Origin of the sequence: Microbacterium testaceum StLB037 (genome assembly GCF_008763945.1) — a bacterium.
Lineage (GTDB): Bacteria > Actinomycetota > Actinomycetes > Actinomycetales > Microbacteriaceae > Microbacterium > Microbacterium testaceum_G.
Genome location: NZ_VTQH01000001.1, coordinates 800,691 through 819,557, shown reverse-complemented (window position 1 = coordinate 819,557; position 18,867 = coordinate 800,691). Strand labels below are relative to the sequence as shown.

The following is an 18,867-nucleotide window of genomic DNA, read 5'->3' as shown; positions in this document are numbered from 1 at the left end:
TTGGAACCCAAGGAGTAAAAAGTGATTCAGAACGAATCCCGGCTGAAGGTCGCCGACAACACCGGCGCCAAGGAGCTGCTCACCATCCGCGTGCTCGGCGGCTCCAACCGCCGTTACGCCGGCCTGGGCGACGTCATCGTCGCCACGGTCAAGGACGCGATCCCGGGTGGCAACGTCAAGAAGGGCGATGTGGTCAAGGCCGTCGTCGTCCGTGTCGTCAAGCAGACCCGCCGTCCCGACGGCTCGTACATCAAGTTCGACGAGAACGCCGCCGTGATCCTGAAGAACGACGGGGAGCCCCGCGGCACCCGCATCTTCGGACCGGTCGGCCGTGAGCTTCGCGACAAGAAGTTCATGAAGATCGTCTCGCTCGCCCCGGAGGTCATCTGATCATGGCGAAAATCAAAAAGGGCGACCTGGTTCAGGTCATCTCGGGCGCCAAGCCCGAGCGTGGCGGCGACCGCGGCAAGCAGGGCAAGGTCCTCGAGGTCCTGACCGAGCAGAACCGCGTCATCGTCGAGGGCGTGAACTACGTCACCAAGCACAACCGCGTGGGTCAGTCCCAGCGCGGCACCAAGACCGGTGGCATCGAGACGTTCGAGGCCCCGATCCACATCTCCAACGTCGCGCTCGTCGACCCCTCGACCAAGAAGCCGACCCGTGTCGGACACCGTGTCGAGGAGCAGGTCAAGGACGGCGTCAAGCGCACCGTCCGCGTGCGCTTCGCGAAGAAGTCAGGCAAGGACCTCTGAACATGAGCACCACGACTGCCGCGGAGACTGGCAAGATCCAGCCCCGCCTCAAGCAGAAGTACAACGCCGAGATCAAGAAGGCGCTGCAGGACGAGTTCGGTTACGAGAACGTCATGCAGATCCCCGGTCTGGTCAAGGTCGTCGTGAACACCGGTGTCGGCGAGGCTGCTCGCGACAGCAAGGTGATCGATGGCGCGGTCGACGACCTCACCAAGATCACCGGCCAGAAGCCCATCGTCACCAAGGCCCGCAAGTCCATCGCGCAGTTCAAGCTGCGCGAGGGCCAGGCCATCGGTGCGCACGTCACCCTCCGCGGTGACCGTGCGTGGGAGTTCGTGGACCGCCTCGTCAACCTCGCCCTGCCCCGCATCCGCGACTTCCGCGGTCTGTCGGCCAAGCAGTTCGACGGCAACGGCAACTACACCTTCGGTCTCCAGGAGCAGTCCGTGTTCCACGAGATCGACCAGGACCGCATCGACCGCGTGCGTGGTTTCGACATCACGATCGTCACCACCGCGAAGACCGACGACGAGGGCCGCTCGCTGCTGCGTCAGCTCGGCTTCCCGTTCCAGTCGGCCGACGCGCAGGCCTGACCCCCAGGGCCCCCGGGGTTTCCGGGGGCCCTTCATCGAAGGTCGACTGTCGCGTAACGGCAGCCGAAACCTCATGATCGAAAGAAGCAAAACATGACGATGACAGACCCGGTCGCAGACATGCTGACCCGTCTGCGCAACGCGAACTCGGCGCACCACGACTCCGTGTCGATGCCGAGCTCCAAGCTCAAGACCAACATCGCCGCCATCCTCAAGCAGGAGGGTTACATCGCCGACTGGAACGTCGAAGACGCTCGTGTCGGCCAGACCCTCAACATGACGCTGAAGTACGGCCCGAACCGCGAGCGGTCGATCGCCGGCATCAAGCGCGTGTCGAAGCCCGGCCTTCGCGTGTACGCGAAGTCGACCGAGGTCCCCACGGTCCTCGGTGGCCTCGGCGTCGCCATCCTGTCCACCTCCTCCGGTCTTCTCACCGACCGTCAGGCCGAGCAGAAGGGCGTCGGCGGGGAAGTCCTCGCCTACGTGTGGTGATCTGACATGTCGCGTATTGGACGTCTTCCCATCGACATCCCCGCCGGCGTCACCGTTTCGGTGAACGGCCGGGAGGTCTCCGTCAAGGGCCCCAAGGGCGAGCTCGCGCTCACCGTTGCGCAGCCCCTCGAGGTCGCGGTCGAGGAGAACCAGGTTCTCGTCACCCGGCCCGACGACGAGCGCGAGTCGCGGTCGCTCCACGGCCTGACCCGCACTCTCATCAACAACAACATCATCGGTGTCACCGAGGGCTACTCCAAGGGCCTCGAGGTCGTCGGTACGGGTTACCGCGTGGCGCAGAAGGGCAGCTCGATCGAGTTCGCCCTCGGCTTCTCGCACCCCGTCCTCATCGACCCGCCCGCCGGCATCACCCTCACGGTCGAAGGCAACAACAAGGTCACCGTGAGCGGCATCGACAAGCAGGCCGTCGGCGAGGCCGCCGCCAACATCCGCAAGATCCGCAAGCCCGAGCCCTACAAGGGCAAGGGTGTGCGGTACGCGGGCGAGGTCGTGCGCCGCAAGGCCGGAAAGAGTGGTAAGTAGCCATGGCTGTCAAGACAAAGTCCGTCGCCCGCTCGCGTCGCCACCTGCGTCTTCGCAAGAAGATCGTCGGTACCGAGCTGCGCCCCCGCCTCGTGGTGACGCGTTCCGCCCGCCACGTGTTCGTCCAGGTCGTGGACGACAGCAAGGGCCACACCGTGGCCTCCGCTTCCACCCTCGAGACCGACCTGCGCGGGTTCGACGGTGACAAGACCGCCAAGGCCCGCAAGGTCGGCGAACTCGTCGCCGAGCGTGCGAAGGCCGCTGGCGTGTCCGACGTCGTGTTCGACCGCGGCGGCAACCGTTACGCCGGTCGCGTCGCCGCGATCGCCGACGGAGCTCGCGAAGGAGGGCTGAACCTGTGAGTGACAACAAGGAGACCGAAGTGACCGAGCAGACTGCACCGGCTGAGGGTGCGGCTGCGGCTCAGGCCCCCGCCGAGCGTGAGCGCGAGCCGCGTCGCGGTGGTCGCGAGCGCAACACCAACCAGCGCGACCGTGGTTCGCGCGACCGCAACGAGAGCCAGTTCCTCGAGCGCGTCGTGACGATCAACCGCGTGTCGAAGGTGGTCAAGGGTGGCCGTCGCTTCAGCTTCACGGCGCTCGTCGTCGTGGGCGACGGCAACGGTGTCGTGGGTGTCGGTTACGGCAAGGCCCGCGAAGTCCCCCTCGCCATCTCGAAGGGTGTCGAAGAGGCCAAGCGCAACTTCTTCCGCGTCCCCCGCTCGGGCTCGACCATTCCCCACCCCGTCCAGGGTGAGGCCGCCGCCGGTGTGGTGCTCCTGCGCCCCGCCGCAGCCGGTACCGGTGTTATCGCCGGTGGTCCCGTCCGCGCCGTCCTCGAGTGCGCCGGTATTCACGACGTGCTGTCGAAGTCGCTCGGTTCGTCGAACACGATCAACATCGTGCACGCGACCGTCGAGGCGCTGAAGTCGCTCGAAGAGCCCCGCGCCGTGGCCGCTCGCCGTGGCCTGGAGTTCGATCAGGTCGCCCCGGCCCGCCTCGTGCGCGCCGAGGCCGCCGCTCAGAAGGTAGGTGCCTGATGGCCGAGCGTCTGAAGGTCACGCAGATCAAGTCCAAGGTGAGTGAGAAGCAGAACCAGCGCGACACGCTGCGTTCGCTCGGTCTCAAGCGGATCGGCGACTCGGTCGTCCGTCCCGACGACGCGCAGACGCGCGGCTACGTCAAGACCGTCGCCCACCTCGTCAAGGTTGAGGAGATCGACTAATGGCTGCCAAGAAGGACGAGACCGCCACGGTCGACGCCCCGAAGAAGGCAACGGCCGGTAAGACGGCCGCCAAGAAGGAAGCCCCCGCGGCGCGCCCCGGCGTGCTCAAGGTCCACCACCTGCGTCCCGTCCCGGGTGCTCGCACCGCCAAGACCCGCGTGGGTCGCGGTGAGGGCTCGAAGGGTAAGACGGCCGGTCGCGGTACCAAGGGAACCAAGGCCCGTTACCAGGTCAAGGTCGGCTTCGAGGGTGGGCAGATGCCGCTGCACATGCGCACCCCGAAGCTCCGCGGCTTCAAGAACCCGTTCCGCGTCGAGTACCAGGTCGTGAACCTGGACAAGCTCGGCGAGCTCTACCCGCAGGGTGGCGACGTGACCGTCGCCGACCTGGTGGCCAAGGGCGCCGTCCGCAAGAACGAGAAGGTCAAGGTGCTGGGCACCGGCGACATCTCGGTCGCGCTGACCGTTTCGGTCGACAAGGTCTCCGGCTCCGCTGAGCAGAAGATCGTCGCCGCTGGCGGCTCCGTCAACTGACGCCCGACCCTCGAGGGGCCGGCGGCCTTAGGGCCGTCGGCCCCTTCTGGGTTAGTCTGATTTGGTGTGCGCCCTGCCGCGCGCCGAGATCGTTCTGGAGGAATCTCCCTTGTTCAGCGCCATCGCGCGGGTTTTCCGCACGCCCGACCTGAGGCGGAAGATCGCCTTCACGCTGGGCATCATCGCCATCTACCGGCTAGGTGCCCACGTGCCGACGCCCTTCGTCGACTTCCCGAACGTTCAGCAGTGTCTGAACCAGTCGGGCGGGACCGAGGGACTGCTGTCGCTGGTCAACCTGTTCTCGGGTGGCGCTCTGCTGCAGCTGTCGATCTTCGCCCTGGGCGTCATGCCCTACATCACGGCGACGATCATCGTGCAGCTGCTGCGCGTGGTGATCCCGCACTTCGAGACCCTCTACAAAGAGGGCCAGGCGGGACAGGCGAAACTCACGCAGTACACCCGGTACCTGACGATCGCGCTCGCGCTCCTGCAGTCGACGACCCTCGTCACGGTCGCCCGCTCGGGTCAGCTCTTCGGCTCCGCCGGTGTGCCCGAGTGCCAGCAGCTCCTCACGAACGACATCTGGTGGGCGCAGCTGCTCATGATCATCACGATGACCGCCGGCACCGGCCTGGTCATGTGGTTCGCCGAGCTGGTCACCGAGCGCGGTGTCGGCAACGGCATGTCGATCCTCATCTTCACCTCGATCGCCGCCACCTTCCCCGGTGCGATGATCTCGATCCTCAACGCCCGTGGCGTCGAGGTCTTCCTCCTCGTTCTCGCGGTCAGCATCGTGATCGTGGCGCTCGTCGTCTTCGTCGAGCAGTCCCAGCGACGCATCCCGGTGCAGTACGCGAAGCGCATGGTGGGCCGTCGCACCTACGGGGGGACGAACACCTACATCCCGATCAAGGTGAACATGGCCGGCGTCGTGCCCGTCATCTTCGCCTCGTCGCTGCTGTACATCCCGGCGCTGATCGCGCAGTTCAACCAGCCGCAGGCAGGCCAGGAGCCCGCGGCCTGGGTGACCTGGATCTCGCAGTACCTCACGCGCGGCGATCACCCCCTGTACATGCTCGTGTACTTCCTCCTCATCATCGGCTTCGCGTACTTCTACGTCGCGATCACCTTCAACCCGGTCGATGTCGCCGACAACATGAAGAAGTACGGCGGGTTCATCCCCGGCATCCGTGCCGGTCGTCCCACCGCCGAGTACCTCGACTACGTCCTCACGCGCATCACGCTCCCGGGCTCGATCTACCTGGGTCTCATCGCGTTGCTCCCGCTCGTGGCGTTGGCCACGGTGGGCGCGAACCAGAACTTCCCGTTCGGCGGAGCCTCGATCCTCATCATCGTGGGTGTCGGCCTCGAGACGGTGAAGCAGATCGACGCGCAGCTTCAGCAGCGTCACTACGAAGGGCTGCTGCGATGACCGCGCGTCTTCTGATCGTCGGCCCCCAGGGCTCGGGCAAGGGGACGCAGGGTGTCCGCGTCGGTGAAGCTCTCGGCATCCCCGTGGTGTCCACCGGCGACGTGTTCCGCGCCAACGTGAAGGACGGCACCGAGCTCGGCCAGCAGGTCAAGGCCATCATCGACGGGGGCGATCTCGTTCCCGACGAGCTGACCAGCGCCGTGGTGCGCGACCGGCTCTCGCAGGCGGATGCCTCCGACGGCTTCCTGCTCGACGGGTACCCGCGCAACCTCGCGCAGGTCATGCACCTCGACGAATTCCTCGAGGGTCGCGACGAGTCGCTCGATGCGGTGATCGCGCTCATCGTCCCGCGCGAGGAGTCGCTGTCGCGCCTTACCGCGCGCGCCGCCGAGCAGGGTCGCGCCGACGACACCGAAGAGGCGATCGCCACGCGTCTGAGCATCTACGAGCGTGAGACGGCGCCGATCCTCGACGTCTACGGCACCCGCGGCATCGTCGACGAGGTCGACGGCGTAGGCAGCCTCGACGAGGTCACGGCCCGGATCTTCGCCGCTCTCGAAGCGCGCGGCATCGCCGGTTCGTCGGCCGCCTGACGTGGTGTTGCGCTCCTCGATCTACAAGAAGCCCGCGCAGCTGCGGTCGATGGTCGAGCCCGGTCTGATCACGGCCGATGCCCTGGATGCCGTGCGCTCGATGATCGAGCCCGGAGTGACGACCCTCGAGCTCGACGCCGCAGCGTCGGCGCTCATCTCGGCGCGCGGGGCGAAGTCCAACTTCCAGATGGTGCGCGGCTACCGGCACACGATCTGCGCCTCCGTGAACGAGCAGGTGGTGCACGGCATCCCGAACGATCGTCCGCTTCGCCCCGGCGACATCCTCTCGATCGACGCGGGCGCGGAGTTCCGGGGGTGGAACGGTGATTCCGCCTTCACCGTCATCGTGCCCGGAGACGCCCCCGCAGACCTCGTCGCCCCCCGACAGCGGCTCTCCGACGTGACCGCGGGGTCGCTGTGGGCCGGCATCGCCGCACTCAGCCGAGCGACCCACCTCGCCGAGGTCGGCGCCGCGATCGAGCAGTACATCCAGGACAACGCGCCCGAGGGGGGCTACGGCATCCTCCGCGACTACGTCGGTCACGGCATCGGACGCAAGATGCACGAGTCGCCGAGCATCTTCAACTACGCGGTCGCGGATCGCGGCCCGGAGGTGCGTCCGGGACTGGCGGTCGCTATCGAGCCGATGGTCGTCATCGGCGACCAGGAGACCTTCACCGAGGACGACGGCTGGACCGTGTCGACGGTGGACGGCACAGCCGGCTCCCATTGGGAACATAGTGTCGCCGTGCATGATGGAGGGATCTGGGTCCTCACCGCGCACGACGGCGGTGCCGAGAAACTGGCGCCTTTCGGTGTGGTGCCGAAGGAGATCGACTGATGATGATGGCCGCCGCACGGAAGACCACCAACTGGTTCGCGATCGGGGTGACCGCCGCCGCGCTGGTCGTGGTTCTGATCGTCGGGGGAGTGGTCTGGTTCGCCAACAGCCAGGCGACCTCGCCCGGAACCCTGCCCCAGGCCTCCGCCGTCGACACCGAAACCGGGGCGATCTCGGTCGGTACGGGCGACAAGACGGTCGACACCTACATCGACTTCATGTGCCCCGTGTGCAACTCGTTCGAGCAGGCCTACGGCCCGACGCTGCAGCAGCTCGTCGACGACAACACGATCACGCTGAGGATCCACCCGATCGCGATTCTCGACCGGCAGTCGCAGGGCACGCAGTATTCGACGCGTGCGGCGAACGCGGCATATTGCGTCGCCGTAGACAACCCGGCGAACATCCCCGCGTTCGTGAAGGCGCTCTATGCACAGCAGCCGAAGGAGGGCACCGCGGGACTGGATGACGCGACCCTCACCTCCATCGCCACCTCGGCGGGGGCATCGGATGCCGTGTCCTCCTGCATCACCTCCGGCACGTACACCAAGTTCGTGACGGCGATGACGCAGAAGACCCCGCTGCAACCGAATGCTTCGGGTATCGCCACGCCGACGATCGCCGTCAACGGTACGGTCCTGCAGAACCAGACCGACCTGTCCGGTGACCCGCAGAAGGACATCGTCGCCCGCCTCAACGGCTGACGACACTCCCGGCGAGTTGCCGGGTCGGGTAATACCACGTATGCTTGATCTTTGGTGCGTTGCGCCTTCATTGGCGTGTCGAAGCACCGAATCCCCATCCACCGCAGACCGGCCGGTCTGCAACTGAGCGTGAGCGAGTTTATGGCGAAGAAAGACGGTGTCATCGAGATCGAGGGCACGGTGTCCGAAGCACTGCCCAACGCGATGTTCCGTGTCGAGCTGACGAACGGGCACAAGGTGCTCGCGACGATCTCGGGCAAGATGCGGCAGAACTACATCCGCATCATCCCGGAGGACCGCGTCGTCGTCGAACTGAGCCCTTACGACCTCACCCGTGGTCGTATCGTCTACCGCTACCGCTGAGTCCGGCCGAGAAGTAACGAGCCGCTCCCGCGGCCTCGAAGACAGCGAAATCAGGAACATCATGAAGGTCAACCCCTCCGTCAAGCCCATCTGCGACCACTGCAAGGTGATTCGTCGCCACGGGCGCGTGATGGTGATCTGCAAGAGCAACCCGCGCCACAAGCAGCGCCAGGGCTGAGCTTCCAGCTCGACACCTTTCCAACTGAATACACAACGGCAGGATCAGATCCCGTCCGCTTGCGCGGACGGGGGACACCTCGGGTCGGAGGCCCGAGCACCGATCCTGCTCCACACCTCCACGACACTCTGAGGAGAGCCGCATGGCACGTCTCGCCGGCGTCGACATCCCGCGCGACAAGCGCGTGGTGATCGCACTTACTTACATCTACGGCGTGGGTCGCACCCGCTCCGTCGAGATCCTGAACGCAACGGACATCAGCCAGGACATCCGCGTCAAGGACCTCACCGACGACCAGCTTGTCGCCCTGCGCGACCACATCGAGGGCACCTACAAGGTGGAGGGTGACCTCCGTCGCGAGGTCGCCGCCGACATCCGCCGCAAGGTCGAGATCGGTTCCTACGAGGGCCTGCGCCACCGCCGCGGCCTCCCGGTGCGCGGTCAGCGCACGAAGACGAACGCGCGTACCCGCAAGGGCCCCAAGCGCACCGTCGCCGGCAAGAAGAAGGCGCGCTAAGCCGCGGGCTGAGCGTCAGGATTCAGGAGAACGCACATGGCACAGGCCAAGTCCGCCGCGCGCAAGCCGCGCCGCAAGGAAAAGAAGAACATCGCCGTGGGTCAGGCCCACATCAAGTCGACGTTCAACAACACCATCGTTTCGATCACCGACCCCTCGGGTGCCGTCATCAGCTGGGCTTCGTCCGGCGGTGTCGGGTTCAAGGGCTCGCGCAAGTCGACGCCCTACGCCGCAGGCATGGCCGCGGAGTCGGCCGCTCGTCAGGCGCAGGAGCACGGCGTCAAGAAGGTCGACGTCTTCGTGAAGGGTCCGGGTTCGGGTCGTGAGACCGCGATCCGCTCGCTGACCGCAGCAGGCCTCGAGGTCGGCTCGATCCAGGACGTGACGCCCCAGGCCCACAACGGCTGCCGTCCGCCCAAGCGCCGCCGCGTCTGACGCGTTCTGTTCCCGGGGAGTGCTCGTCGCTCCCCGGGAACGACGCGCTTGCGCGCGATCCAGACTTCCGGATGCCATGCGTCACCCCTGACGTGAAAGTCGGGCGCCGCGGCATCCCGCGAGTACAACTCAACACCTCACCCCATTACACGTGTCATATAGCGGGCACGTGATCGAAAGGAACACATAGTGCTCATCGCACAGCGTCCCACTCTGACCGAGGAGAAGATCGGGGAGTTCCGCAGCCGTTTCGTCATCGAGCCGCTGGAGCCCGGTTTCGGTTACACGATCGGCAACGCGCTGCGTCGCAGCCTCCTGTCGTCGATCCCCGGCGCGGCCGTCACGAGCATCCGCATCGACGGCGTCCTGCACGAGTTCAGCACCATCCCGGGCGTGAAGGAAGACGTCACCGAGATCATCCTGAACATCAAGCAGCTGGTCGTCTCGAGCGAGCGCGACGAGCCCATCACGGCGTACCTGCGCAAGACCGGCGCCGGTGAGGTCACCGCCGCCGACATCTCCGCTCCGGCGGGCGTCGAGGTGCACAACCCCGAGCTGGTCATCGCCACGCTCAACGACACCGCGAAGTTCGAGCTCGAGCTCACGATCGAGCGTGGCCGCGGCTACGTCTCGGCGACCCAGAACCGCAACGAGTACGCCGAGGCCGGTCAGATCCCGATCGACTCGATCTACTCGCCGGTGCTCAAGGTCAGCTACCGCGTCGACGCGACGCGTGCCGGCGAGCGCACCGACTTCGACAAGCTCGTCCTCGACGTCGAGTCGAAGGCATCGATCGCCCCGCGCGACGCCGTGGCCTCCGCGGGCCGCACCCTCGTCGAGCTCTTCGGTCTCGCCCGTGAGCTGAACGTCGAGGCCGAGGGCATCGAGATCGGCCCCGCGCCGGTCGAGACGGTCCTCTCGAACGAGCTCTCGATGCCGATCGAAGACCTCGATCTGTCTGTCCGCTCGTACAACTGCCTCAAGCGCGAGGGCATCAACACCGTTTCGGAGCTGGTCGCCCTTTCGGAGACGCAGCTGATGAACATCCGCAACTTCGGTCAGAAGTCGGTCGACGAGGTGCGCGACAAGCTCACCTCTCTCGGCCTGTCGCTCAAGGACTCGGTGCCCGGCTTCGACGGCGCTCAGTTCTACAGCGGCTACGACGAAGAAACCGTCTGACCCCGTCGGACCCGACCGAACCTTCTCCTGGAGTAATACGACATGCCCAAGCCCACGAAGGGTCCCCGCCTCGGAGGCGGCCCGGCCCACGAGCGTCTGCTTCTCGCGAACCTCGCGGCAGCCCTGTACACGCACAAGTCCATCAAGACGACCGAGACCAAGGCCAAGCGCCTGCGTCCGCTCGCCGAGCGCCTCATCACGTTCGCCAAGCGCGGCGACCTGCACGCGCGTCGTCGCGTGCTGAGCGTCATCGGCGACAAAGAGGTCGTTCACACCCTCTTCACCGAGATCGCGCCCCTGGTGGCCGAGCGTGACGGCGGCTACACCCGCATCACCAAGGTCGGCAACCGCAAGGGCGACAACGCTCCCATGGCCGTGATCGAGCTCGTTCTCGAGCCCGTCGCGAAGAAGGCGTCGAACAAGGCCGCCGCGGCTCCCGCCGCTGCCGCCCCGGCCGCCGCCGAGGAGCCCGTCGCCGACGAGACCGCCGCTGAGGAGACCTCGACCGACGAGGCCGCCGAGGCCGGCGCCGAGTCGCCCGAGGAAGGCGCAGCCGCCGAGGCTGCAGCCGACGACGCCGTCCAGGACGACGCCAAGGCCTGAGCCCCCTCGCTCGCACGAAGCCCTCACCCGATCCGGGTGGGGGCTTCGTCGTCTCTCACGCGGGGTCCGCACTCGTAGGCTTGACCTCGTGCGCATCCGACTCGACATCGCCTACGACGGCTCGCATTTCCGGGGATGGGCTCGGCAACCGGGGCTGCGCACGGTGCAGGGCGAGCTGGAGAGCGCTCTGACGCGCATCGTGGGCGGCGACCCGCGGCTCATCGTCGCCGGGCGCACCGATGCGGGCGTCCACGCGTCCGGTCAGGTCGCACACCTCGACCTCGACGACGACCAGATCGCACGGCTACCCCGGCGGCGCCGGGACCACGACGAGACGGACGCGATCGCCGCCCTCGCCGGTCGCTTGCGGGGTGTGCTGGGCGCCTACTCCGACGTGACGGTCTCGCGGACCTCGCCCGCCCCCGACGGGTTCGACGCGCGATTCTCGGCCGTGTGGCGGCGATACAGCTACCGTCTCGCCGATGCGGCGGCCGGGTACGATCCGCTGGAACGACAGCGCACGACCTACGTCCGCAGCTCCCTCGATGTCGAGGCGATGGATGCCGCGGCCTCCCGCCTCATCGGACTCCACGACTTCGCCGCGTACTGCAAAGCCCGCGAAGAGGCGACGACGATCCGCACCCTGCTCGAGTACGACTGGCAGCGCGATGAGTCGGGCGTGCTCGTCGCGAACGTCCGAGCCGACGCGTTCTGCCACAGCATGGTGCGTGCCCTCGTGGGCGCATGCGTCGCAGTGGGGGAGGGGCGGATCGAGATCGACGACGTCGTGGCGATCCGCGAGGCACGATTGCGCATCCCCGAGACCAAGGTCCTGGCCGCGCGGGGCCTCGTCCTCGCGGAGGTCGGCTACCCCGCCGACGAGCTGCTGGCAGCTCGCGCGGAGCAGACGCGGAACCGTCGCGATGCGGACGGTGCGGCCGCCTGATCCGGGCGGGCGGTCCGGGTGCAACCCCTCGGTCGCGCGTCCGGGGTCGGACGTATGCTGGCTTCGCCATGAAGGTCATCTCGTACAACCTCAACAAGCACCGTGCCGCCGGTGAACTCGTCGCGCTCGTCGAGAAGCACGAGGTCGACGTCCTCTGTCTGCAGGAGTGCGACAGCACCGACATCCCGGAGCAACTCGGCGGACTGCGCCTGGCGGAAGCGACGCAGCGGAACCGGCTGGGTCTGGCCCTGTACTACCGGGAGAACACCTTTCGCGCCGAGGACGTGCGCGCGATCGGGCTGAAGAAGTCCCTGCACGACCGGGTTCTCAAGCCCGCGGAAGAGCGCATGCTCGGGGTGCGCCTGCGCGACATCGACAACGGACGAGACGTCATCGTCGCGTCTTTCCACGCGGCGCCTCTCACCGCGCTCAACTCGCTGCGCCGGCACCAGATCCGCACCGCGCTCACCGAGCTTCAGAATCTCGGGCCGGGCCTTCCCGCCCTCATGGTCGGGGACTACAACTACCCGGTGTTCAAGGAGAATCTCGGACAGAAAGTACGCGACCAGGGGTACGAGCTCACGCTCAGCGACACCCGTACCTACACCCGCTACCGTTTCTTCCGAGGGCACTACGACTTCGCGACATCCATCGGGTTCGACATCGCGCACATCAAGACGCTGCCCCAGGGACTCAGCGATCACCTGCCCATCCTCGTCACTGCGGAGGTGACGCAGAGACACGGGCTCGCGAGTTTCTAGGCGAGTGCAACGAGAGTGAGGGGGCCGTCCGAAGACGGCCCCCTCACTCTCGTTGCCCGGGTCAGGCGTCCGCTGCGGCGCGGCGACGACGCATGAGCGCGCCGACCGTGACGGCGCCGCCGGCCACCACCAGGCCGCCGCCGGCGATCCACAGGCCCGCCGTGCTGCCCGCGTCGAAACCGGTGATCGCGAGACCACCCTTCGCGGGCGTGCTGGCCGAGCCCTGCACCGTGATGGACGAGTGCAGGACGACGCCGCTGCGCGCACCGGTGAACGTGAGGTAGTACGTGCCGCTCGCGTTCGCGGGGAGTTTGACGGGGACGTCGAGCTTGCCGTTGACGGCCTTCGAGCGCAGCGAGGTGTTCGTCTGCACGACGGACGCGAGAGTGACGCCGTTGGCGTTCACGCCCGTCACCGAGATGAGCACGTCTTCGTCGCCCTGGTACGGGGCGGTGTTCGTCGTGAACGTCGTCGAGCCGCCGGGTGCCACGACGGCGGGCGTCGCCGTCACGACGGCCGGGTCGGTGTAGGCGTTGGCGGCCGTCGGGGCCCACAGCGCGGCCGCGGCGAGAGAGAGCGCGGCGACGGCCTGGATGATTCTGGTCTTCATGGTGTGCCCCATCTGCTTGGCAAGGTCGTGTCGAGGGATGACGATGAGCGGCGAACCGGTCTTCGACGCCAGCATCGATCGCTCTGTGCGAGTCTTCTGGGTCGGTGCGCGACGACACGGTGCGGGCGGCCCAGTTTCATGCGTTGGCGGTGCGTTCTTCACCCGGCCGCGCTCCGCTCACCCCGGGAAGCGGCACGCTCCCTCGCGCGGGACCTCCGTCGCGTCGCGGGTGGGCGTCGACGCGGCGGTCAGCTCGGGGGTGACGGGCAGGCGGACCTCGAGGTCGAGATCCGCGGACTGCCCCGGCCCCAGTTGCACCGACCACTTCACGACGTGCCGGGCCTCATGGGTCCCGTCAGCGAATCCGGGAGACAGGGCACCCGTGGTCGTCGTCCGTCGGTCGATCGCCTCCGCTCCCGGCGGAAGATAGACGTACACCCCCGTGAGCGCCTCTCCGGCTGGCACGCCGTATTCGCCACCACCGGTCACGTACCAGGGGAGCGTCTGAGGGTCGGGTGCGTCGTTCCGCAGCGAGACGTGAAGGGAGGCGCGATCCCCGCCGCACCACGCCGTCTCGACCTCCGGGTGCAGGTAGAAGTCCATCTTCGAGCCCGTCCCGTCGTTGAGGTAGACGCCGAAGGTGGTGCGCGTGGAGTCCGAGGTCGGCAGCGCGCCCTGCAGCGTCGTTCCGTCGAGGATGCTCTGCTCAGCGGCATCCGCGTTCCAGATCAGCAGGCGACGCTCGCTCCCCGCACGCGCGATCGCATCGACGAGCGCGGCGGGATCGAACCGGCCGTCCGAGAGAGCCTGGAACACGGCGGCTGAGGCACTCTGAAAGAACGCGTCCTGCCGGTGCGGGTCGGGATAGCGCCGGTAGACATCGCTCAGGAGCAGGGAGACGGCGTTGTCGGAGGTCAGCTCATCGCCGGATGGGAGGCGCACCGGCCCCGTCGCCCGGAGAAGATACGAGAGCGCGACGGGATCCAGTGCGACGACGGCATCCACGGTCGTGCCGTGCAGGCGCCGCCACATCTCGCGCGCCAGGGGTGCGCCGACGGAGAAGTCGGGTACCTGCGTCGTGTTCTGGATGAAGCGTGCGGGTCGTGTGTCGAAGACGTTCGTCACGTCGGGCGGGAGATCGGCGACCGGCGCATCGCCCAGCGCCGCGAAGTCGGCCGTGGAGGCTTGGGCGCTGAGCGTCATCCGTCCGTCGCGGGAGTCCAACTGCGCGACGGCGCCGACCACGCCGCCCAGCGATCGCCACTCGGCGTTGTTCTCGAAGAGCACGAGGGTCGAGCGGGGGCGGTCGGCCCCGAGCATGAGGGGGACCAGCCGGGTCGCGCGCTGCAAGGCGTCTGCGGTGTCGGCGGCGGTATGCAGCATCTGCTCCGAGCGGGAGACGGCGTCGGCCACGCGGCCGATCAGGGGCGCCCGATCGATGGCCGCGACCTCGCCCGCCGATCGCTCGAGGGTCGTGGCGGCCGATTCGGCGGCGGGGGCGACGGCCGAGATCCGCGTCACGTCGATCGCCCCGTCGTCGGGACGCAGGGCATCGGCCGACAGCCCGTCAGACGCCTCGGCCAAGGGTGTGAACGCCTGCGTCGCGGCCGCGTCGACGGCCGCCGTGGTCCGGGCCACGGCGGAGAGCTGCGGGCCGACCCACGGCAGCACCTCTGCGAGGCGCCACACCGGATCGCTGGTGAGCGCGCGCGCCGCAGACGTGTCGTCGCCGATCGCGGCGAGGGCGGCGATGGCGGCCGAGGGGTCGTCGACGTCGGCCGCGGCGCGCGAGACGACCGCCTCGGCGTTGTGGAGATGCCCGTATGCGGCGATGGCGCGCACTCCGATCCACGCGGCCGCGACCACACCGGCGGCCAGCACCGCGATCACCGTCCACGCGAAGAGCGAGGCCGCTCGGGGGAGAGGGAGGGAACGGGGGCGGGATTTCACGCGAACACCCTAAGGGAGCGTATTCGCGGACCGACCGCCCTGCCGTCTGCGACACCTACACTGGGGGAAACGGTCCGGGGGAGGATTCATGCGTCTCACAGCGCGTCGCGGCAGGGCGGTGTTCGGCGTCGCTCTGGCGGCGTCGGTCCTACTCGGACTCACCGGATGCGGAGCGCCTCCGTGGGCTCAGGGCGGCGCGCAAGCGCCCGATTCCCCGTCTCCCACCGCCACGATGACGGCGGCTCCGCAACCCGTCCGCAACGACCTGTCCAGCGGCTCGACCCAGCGCTCGCTGACGGCCGGATCCGTTGCGGCGACGGTGAACTACTGGTCAACGCTCTCGATGGATCGTTGGACGGCGACGGCGCTCAAGCCCGTCAACCTGTCGATGGAGACGACGGTGACCCCGAACGACGGGCAGAAGGTCTACCTTCAGCGGGCGACCATGACAGCGGTTCCGGGGAACGCATCGCAGTCCTTCGCGGCGCTGTCGCCCCAGAGCGATCAGACGGACGCGCCCGGTTATCTCGTGCTCTCCCCGTACAGCTATTCCCAGACGTTCAACGTCGGCGAGGTGCCGGCGGAAGCGACATTTGTCACCCTGCAGTTCACCTTCGAGTTCCTCGTGCAGACCACCCCCACGTCGAACGAGTTCGCGAAGCAGACGGCGAGCGATTCCCTCACCGTGGCGATCGCGGGCGGCGACACCGCCGGGGGCTGATCAGGGCCGGACGCGCTCCCAGCGGTCGCCACCCTCGCGGGTGGCTTCCCCGGCAGCCGCATCCGCGGCGAGGATGAGAGCGTGCAGGTCGTAGTCTCCTGCGGGGGCGGGCACCCATCCGACGCTCGCCGAGAGCTGGATGCCGATGTCGGATGACACGTCGAGCGAGGAGACGCGCTGAAGAACCGTCCGCACGTGTTCGCGGAGCACGGCGTCGGGGCGCGAGACGACCACGACCACCCGGCCGCGTATCTCGCGGCCGAGGTCGGCTTCGGCGGGGAAGGAGTCGGCGACGACGGCTTCGAAACGGGCCACCAGGCGCAGCCACCCGCTCTCACCGGCCGCGCTGCGCAGCTGGTCGGGATCGTCGAGCCGGACGCTGAGGACGGCCCACGACTCTTCGCGAGCGCGCCGCGCTCGGGCCAGGCGGTCGGTCGCGGTGACCATGAAGTGCGGCCAGCTCGACGCCGCTCGGCTCCCGCTGGGCGACACCGAGGTGAAGTACAGCAGCGACACCGTGGCGCACACGAGGAAGACGAGCATCGCGAGCCCGTTCAGCACGCGGGGAAGCGCGAGATCGCCGAGCGTTGTGGGGACCGCGAGCCCGGAGATCATGGTCCCGACGCCCAGTGCGACGAAGGCCGCGGAGACGGTCGTCAGGGGCAGAGCGAGGCGTTCGAGGCGGTCGGCCGCGCGCCGGAGTTCCCACACCGTGAGACCGGCGAACACCGCCGAGCCCACGAAAGCGAGCCGGAACGCCAGACCGTACGCGTTCGAATCGGTGACCAGGACGAACACCACGGCCATCGCGACGGCCTGTGCGCCGCCCACCCAGGGGAACGCGCGTGCGCCGCGTCGCGCCCGGAAACCCGACCAGATGAGGGCGGGCGCCCCCAGCATCAGGCCCAGCCCCGCGCGACGGACCGTCTCGTCGTTCAGGATCGCCCCGGTCACCGACACCCAGGTGCTGGACATGGCGAGGACGAACGCCAGCGACCACAGGAGCGCGGATCGGGAGGGCCGATGCAGGAATCCCAGGCCGATGATCATGACGGTACCGAGGGTGGCCACCGTGGCCTGGGCGAGTCCCAGGTTCGATAGAACGTCGGACGGCATCAGGCGGCGCCGACTTCCGATCGGGCGGGGAGGATCACCGTGACGGTGGTGCCCGCCCCGAGCTCGCTCTCGAGGAAGAGCGAGCCGCCCTGATCCTCGACGATGCTGCGGATGATCCCCATCCCCAACCCGGTGCCGGGGGTCGGGCTCTCGCGCACCGACTGCGCGCGGAAATACGGGTCGAAGACGCGTTCGAGATCGTCCGGGTGGATGCCGATCCCGGTGTCGGCGAAGTGGAGGATGACGTCGTCGGGGGAGACCTCCCCGGAGATGCGGATCGAGCCGCCCGCGGGGGTGTACTTGATCGCGTTGCTCAAAATGTTGTCGAACGCCTGGCGCAGTCGGAAGGCGTCTCCGAGCACCTCGGCGGAATCTGGGAGATCGTCGACGACGCTCACGCGGCGCGCCGCCGCGGCCGGGCGGAACGACGCCAGGGACGAAGCGATGATGCGGCTCGCGTCGGCGGTCAGCGGGGTGGAGTTCTCCCGGAACACCCCTCGCGAGGTCGCGAGGATCTCGGAGATGAGCTTCTGCATCCTCTCGCCGGCACCCGCGATCACCTCGAGCTGCTCACGGACCTTCGGCGGCAGACCCGGGTCGTCGAGGGCCAGATCGGCGTGACCGATGATCGCGGTCAGGGGGTTGCGCAGCTCGTGCGAGACCGTGGCCGCGAGCCGTTCTCGCGCGCGCTCGGACTCGATCAGCGCGGTGATGTCGTGGACGATGAGCAGGGTGCTCTCGGGCTCGTCGGACGAGATGAGTCGACGCGTCGAGGCCGAGAGGGCGTGCCACTCTCCGTGCGGGTCGAACAGCCAGACGCGCTCGTCGTCGAACTGTTCTCCTCGAGAGGCGCGCGCGAACGGGCGCTCCGCCTCGGGCAGCGGCTCTCCTCGGAGCGTCGCGTACTCCACAGCCGCCCCGGGCCGCTGCGGTTCGTCGCGCTCGACCCCGTAGAGCGCCACGTACGTATCGTTCAGGGCCAGGACCTCGCCGTCGGCCGAGAGACGGGCGATGCCGGTGTCGAGCCCGTTGAGCATCTGCGACACGCGGCGCTCCTGGCCGGACACCCGCTGGAGGGTGCCCTGCAGGCGGCTCGCCTGCCGGCGGAGGAGCTGTTTGAACGCGCGCGTCTGCCGAGCGGAGAGGTAGGAGGTGATGGCGATGAAGGCGAGCGAGAGGAGGACGATGATCAATCGGAGCGCCGACACCGGGCCGGACGCGTTCACCGTGGCATCCACCACGATGATGACGCCGACCGCGCTGATCGCCGAGATCAGGTAGACGAGCGAGAAGTGGGTGGCGATCCAGATGATGGGGAACACCCAGAAGAAGCTGAAACGCAGGTCGGTCCCGAAGCTCAGCAGGCCGACCCCGATGATGTCGCCGAACGGGATGACGGCGACGACGGCGCGGGGGACCTTGTGCCAGGGGACGACGATCGCGATCGCCGTCAGGGCGATGATGACGCCGACGCCCGAGGAGAAGGGCCAGCGGGTGAACAGGGAGGGCTCCAGGGCCTGCACGAGCAGGACCGTGATGACGACGCTCGCTCCCAGGATCAGCTGCAGGAGCCACACCGATCGCGTGCGACTGCCCGGGGTGTTCGCGTCGTCGTCGGGGATGCCCTCCGGAGGAACCGCCGGGGGGACGCTCCTCATGGATGCCATTCTCCGAGTGTATAGAGAGTGGTGTAGTCTTCTGCGCGCCATCCTGTCTCTGCTCGCCGCGCGTGGCTCCCGCTCACGTCGCCCGGTCAGACTCCCCCTGAGGCCTGCATCCCG

26 protein-coding genes are annotated in these 18,867 nt (G+C 68.0%); 22 read left to right on the top strand and 4 right to left on the bottom strand.

Annotation, left to right across the window (positions count from 1 at the left end):
• Positions 1–21 precede the first annotated feature (21 nt).
• From rplN to F9B98_RS03770, 21 genes are all read left to right on the top strand, one after another.
• A complete protein-coding gene (rplN, locus tag F9B98_RS03870; RefSeq protein ID WP_013584005.1) occupies positions 22–390 on the top strand; it encodes a 50S ribosomal protein L14 in 369 nt (122 codons plus the stop codon).
• Positions 391–392: 2 nt separating this feature from the next.
• Positions 393–752 carry a 50S ribosomal protein L24 gene (rplX, locus tag F9B98_RS03865; protein ID WP_094736303.1) on the top strand — a complete coding sequence of 120 codons (360 nt, stop codon included), beginning with the start codon at positions 393–395 and terminating at the stop codon, positions 750–752.
• A 2-nt stretch (positions 753–754) separates the two neighbouring features.
• The gene (gene rplE / locus F9B98_RS03860) at positions 755–1,345 is read left to right on the top strand and encodes a 50S ribosomal protein L5 (protein WP_150953110.1); all 591 of its coding nucleotides are present in this window, start codon (positions 755–757) and stop codon (positions 1,343–1,345) included.
• A gap of 93 nt (positions 1,346–1,438) precedes the next feature.
• Positions 1,439–1,837 (top strand): 30S ribosomal protein S8, encoded by a 399-nt coding sequence (gene rpsH, locus F9B98_RS03855; RefSeq protein ID WP_094736305.1) that lies wholly within the window; start codon positions 1,439–1,441, stop codon positions 1,835–1,837.
• Between the two features lie 6 nt (positions 1,838–1,843).
• The gene (rplF, locus tag F9B98_RS03850; RefSeq protein ID WP_144782838.1) at positions 1,844–2,380 is read left to right on the top strand and encodes a 50S ribosomal protein L6; all 537 of its coding nucleotides are present in this window, start codon (positions 1,844–1,846) and stop codon (positions 2,378–2,380) included.
• Positions 2,381–2,382: 2 nt separating this feature from the next.
• The gene (gene rplR / locus F9B98_RS03845; RefSeq protein ID WP_056226271.1) at positions 2,383–2,742 is read left to right on the top strand and encodes a 50S ribosomal protein L18; all 360 of its coding nucleotides are present in this window, start codon (positions 2,383–2,385) and stop codon (positions 2,740–2,742) included.
• Positions 2,739–3,419, top strand: a complete 681-nt coding sequence (rpsE, locus tag F9B98_RS03840) for a 30S ribosomal protein S5 (RefSeq protein ID WP_056226274.1) — start codon at positions 2,739–2,741, stop codon at positions 3,417–3,419. The genes rplR and rpsE overlap by 4 nt, the downstream gene beginning before the upstream one ends.
• Positions 3,419–3,604 carry a 50S ribosomal protein L30 gene (rpmD, locus tag F9B98_RS03835; RefSeq protein WP_013583998.1) on the top strand — a complete coding sequence of 62 codons (186 nt, stop codon included), beginning with the start codon at positions 3,419–3,421 and terminating at the stop codon, positions 3,602–3,604. Before rpsE ends, rpmD begins: the two co-directional genes overlap by 1 nt.
• The gene (gene rplO / locus F9B98_RS03830; RefSeq protein WP_150953107.1) at positions 3,604–4,137 is read left to right on the top strand and encodes a 50S ribosomal protein L15; all 534 of its coding nucleotides are present in this window, start codon (positions 3,604–3,606) and stop codon (positions 4,135–4,137) included. Before rpmD ends, rplO begins: the two co-directional genes overlap by 1 nt.
• Positions 4,138–4,246: 109 nt before the next feature.
• Entirely contained in the window at positions 4,247–5,569 is a 1,323-nt protein-coding gene (secY, locus tag F9B98_RS03825; protein ID WP_094736370.1) for a preprotein translocase subunit SecY, read from the top strand.
• On the top strand, positions 5,566–6,162 hold the full coding sequence (locus tag F9B98_RS03820) for an adenylate kinase (RefSeq protein ID WP_150953104.1): 597 nt from the start codon (positions 5,566–5,568) through the stop codon (positions 6,160–6,162). The genes secY and F9B98_RS03820 overlap by 4 nt, the downstream gene beginning before the upstream one ends.
• Position 6,163: 1 nt before the next feature.
• Complete coding sequence (gene map / locus F9B98_RS03815; RefSeq protein ID WP_150953101.1) at positions 6,164–7,003, top strand: type I methionyl aminopeptidase; 840 nt, start codon at positions 6,164–6,166, stop codon at positions 7,001–7,003.
• Positions 7,003–7,707, top strand: coding sequence for a DsbA family protein (locus tag F9B98_RS03810; protein WP_191966661.1), 705 nt, complete (start codon positions 7,003–7,005; stop codon positions 7,705–7,707). The genes map and F9B98_RS03810 overlap by 1 nt, the downstream gene beginning before the upstream one ends.
• Positions 7,708–7,848: 141 nt before the next feature.
• Positions 7,849–8,070: a translation initiation factor IF-1 gene (infA, locus tag F9B98_RS03805; protein ID WP_013583992.1), complete on the top strand. Its 222-nt coding sequence runs from the start codon at positions 7,849–7,851 to the stop codon at positions 8,068–8,070.
• Positions 8,071–8,131: 61 nt separating this feature from the next.
• Positions 8,132–8,248, top strand: coding sequence for a 50S ribosomal protein L36 (rpmJ, locus tag F9B98_RS03800; protein WP_005050492.1), 117 nt, complete (start codon positions 8,132–8,134; stop codon positions 8,246–8,248).
• Between the two features lie 142 nt (positions 8,249–8,390).
• Complete coding sequence (gene rpsM / locus F9B98_RS03795; protein WP_056226287.1) at positions 8,391–8,765, top strand: 30S ribosomal protein S13; 375 nt, start codon at positions 8,391–8,393, stop codon at positions 8,763–8,765.
• 36 nt (positions 8,766–8,801) lie between these two features.
• Entirely contained in the window at positions 8,802–9,200 is a 399-nt protein-coding gene (gene rpsK / locus F9B98_RS03790) for a 30S ribosomal protein S11 (protein ID WP_013583990.1), read from the top strand.
• Positions 9,201–9,389: 189 nt separating this feature from the next.
• Positions 9,390–10,379, top strand: a complete 990-nt coding sequence (locus tag F9B98_RS03785) for a DNA-directed RNA polymerase subunit alpha (RefSeq protein WP_056226291.1) — start codon at positions 9,390–9,392, stop codon at positions 10,377–10,379.
• 42 nt (positions 10,380–10,421) lie between these two features.
• Positions 10,422–10,982 (top strand): 50S ribosomal protein L17, encoded by a 561-nt coding sequence (gene rplQ, locus F9B98_RS03780; RefSeq protein ID WP_150953097.1) that lies wholly within the window; start codon positions 10,422–10,424, stop codon positions 10,980–10,982.
• A gap of 88 nt (positions 10,983–11,070) precedes the next feature.
• Positions 11,071–11,928 carry a tRNA pseudouridine(38-40) synthase TruA gene (gene truA / locus F9B98_RS03775; RefSeq protein WP_150953093.1) on the top strand — a complete coding sequence of 286 codons (858 nt, stop codon included), beginning with the start codon at positions 11,071–11,073 and terminating at the stop codon, positions 11,926–11,928.
• Between the two features lie 68 nt (positions 11,929–11,996).
• Positions 11,997–12,689, top strand: coding sequence for an endonuclease/exonuclease/phosphatase family protein (locus F9B98_RS03770; RefSeq protein WP_150953089.1), 693 nt, complete (start codon positions 11,997–11,999; stop codon positions 12,687–12,689).
• A gap of 61 nt (positions 12,690–12,750) precedes the next feature.
• Here the strand turns inward: F9B98_RS03770 and F9B98_RS03765 are convergent, their stop codons facing one another.
• Positions 12,751–13,374: a hypothetical protein gene (locus F9B98_RS03765; protein WP_150953086.1), complete on the bottom strand. Its 624-nt coding sequence runs from the start codon at positions 13,372–13,374 to the stop codon at positions 12,751–12,753.
• Between the two features lie 102 nt (positions 13,375–13,476).
• Positions 13,477–15,249, bottom strand: coding sequence for a DUF4012 domain-containing protein (locus F9B98_RS03760; protein WP_150953083.1), 1,773 nt, complete (start codon positions 15,247–15,249; stop codon positions 13,477–13,479).
• An 88-nt stretch (positions 15,250–15,337) separates the two neighbouring features.
• On the opposite strand from F9B98_RS03760, the gene F9B98_RS03755 reads away from it, so the two are divergent.
• Positions 15,338–15,970, top strand: a complete 633-nt coding sequence (locus tag F9B98_RS03755; RefSeq protein WP_150953080.1) for a hypothetical protein — start codon at positions 15,338–15,340, stop codon at positions 15,968–15,970.
• Here the strand turns inward: F9B98_RS03755 and F9B98_RS03750 are convergent, their stop codons facing one another.
• Together F9B98_RS03750 and F9B98_RS03745 are read right to left on the bottom strand one after the other, a co-directional pair.
• Entirely contained in the window at positions 15,971–17,086 is a 1,116-nt protein-coding gene (locus F9B98_RS03750; protein ID WP_150953076.1) for a hypothetical protein, read from the bottom strand.
• Positions 17,086–18,753 carry a sensor histidine kinase gene (locus F9B98_RS03745; protein ID WP_225310207.1) on the bottom strand — a complete coding sequence of 556 codons (1,668 nt, stop codon included), beginning with the start codon at positions 18,751–18,753 and terminating at the stop codon, positions 17,086–17,088. The genes F9B98_RS03750 and F9B98_RS03745 overlap by 1 nt, the downstream gene beginning before the upstream one ends.
• Positions 18,754–18,867 lie beyond the last annotated feature (114 nt).

Coding starts and splice junctions, on each gene's coding strand:
- F9B98_RS03820 (WP_150953104.1), top strand. CDS start 5,566: ATGACCGCGCGTCTTCTGATCGTCGGCCCCCAGGGCTCGGGCAAGGGG.
- rplR (WP_056226271.1), top strand. CDS start 2,383: ATGGCTGTCAAGACAAAGTCCGTCGCCCGCTCGCGTCGCCACCTGCGT.
- rplX (WP_094736303.1), top strand. CDS start 393: ATGGCGAAAATCAAAAAGGGCGACCTGGTTCAGGTCATCTCGGGCGCC.
- F9B98_RS03745 (WP_225310207.1), bottom strand. CDS start 18,753: ATGGCATCCATGAGGAGCGTCCCCCCGGCGGTTCCTCCGGAGGGCATC.
- F9B98_RS03810 (WP_191966661.1), top strand. CDS start 7,003: ATGATGATGGCCGCCGCACGGAAGACCACCAACTGGTTCGCGATCGGG.
- rpsK (WP_013583990.1), top strand. CDS start 8,802: ATGGCACAGGCCAAGTCCGCCGCGCGCAAGCCGCGCCGCAAGGAAAAG.
- rpsM (WP_056226287.1), top strand. CDS start 8,391: ATGGCACGTCTCGCCGGCGTCGACATCCCGCGCGACAAGCGCGTGGTG.
- F9B98_RS03770 (WP_150953089.1), top strand. CDS start 11,997: ATGAAGGTCATCTCGTACAACCTCAACAAGCACCGTGCCGCCGGTGAA.
- F9B98_RS03755 (WP_150953080.1), top strand. CDS start 15,338: ATGCGTCTCACAGCGCGTCGCGGCAGGGCGGTGTTCGGCGTCGCTCTG.
- F9B98_RS03765 (WP_150953086.1), bottom strand. CDS start 13,374: ATGCTGGCGTCGAAGACCGGTTCGCCGCTCATCGTCATCCCTCGACAC.
- rplQ (WP_150953097.1), top strand. CDS start 10,422: ATGCCCAAGCCCACGAAGGGTCCCCGCCTCGGAGGCGGCCCGGCCCAC.
- rplE (WP_150953110.1), top strand. CDS start 755: ATGAGCACCACGACTGCCGCGGAGACTGGCAAGATCCAGCCCCGCCTC.
- rplO (WP_150953107.1), top strand. CDS start 3,604: ATGGCTGCCAAGAAGGACGAGACCGCCACGGTCGACGCCCCGAAGAAG.
- rplF (WP_144782838.1), top strand. CDS start 1,844: ATGTCGCGTATTGGACGTCTTCCCATCGACATCCCCGCCGGCGTCACC.
- rpmJ (WP_005050492.1), top strand. CDS start 8,132: ATGAAGGTCAACCCCTCCGTCAAGCCCATCTGCGACCACTGCAAGGTG.
- F9B98_RS03750 (WP_150953076.1), bottom strand. CDS start 17,086: ATGCCGTCCGACGTTCTATCGAACCTGGGACTCGCCCAGGCCACGGTG.
- rpmD (WP_013583998.1), top strand. CDS start 3,419: ATGGCCGAGCGTCTGAAGGTCACGCAGATCAAGTCCAAGGTGAGTGAG.
- infA (WP_013583992.1), top strand. CDS start 7,849: ATGGCGAAGAAAGACGGTGTCATCGAGATCGAGGGCACGGTGTCCGAA.
- rpsH (WP_094736305.1), top strand. CDS start 1,439: ATGACGATGACAGACCCGGTCGCAGACATGCTGACCCGTCTGCGCAAC.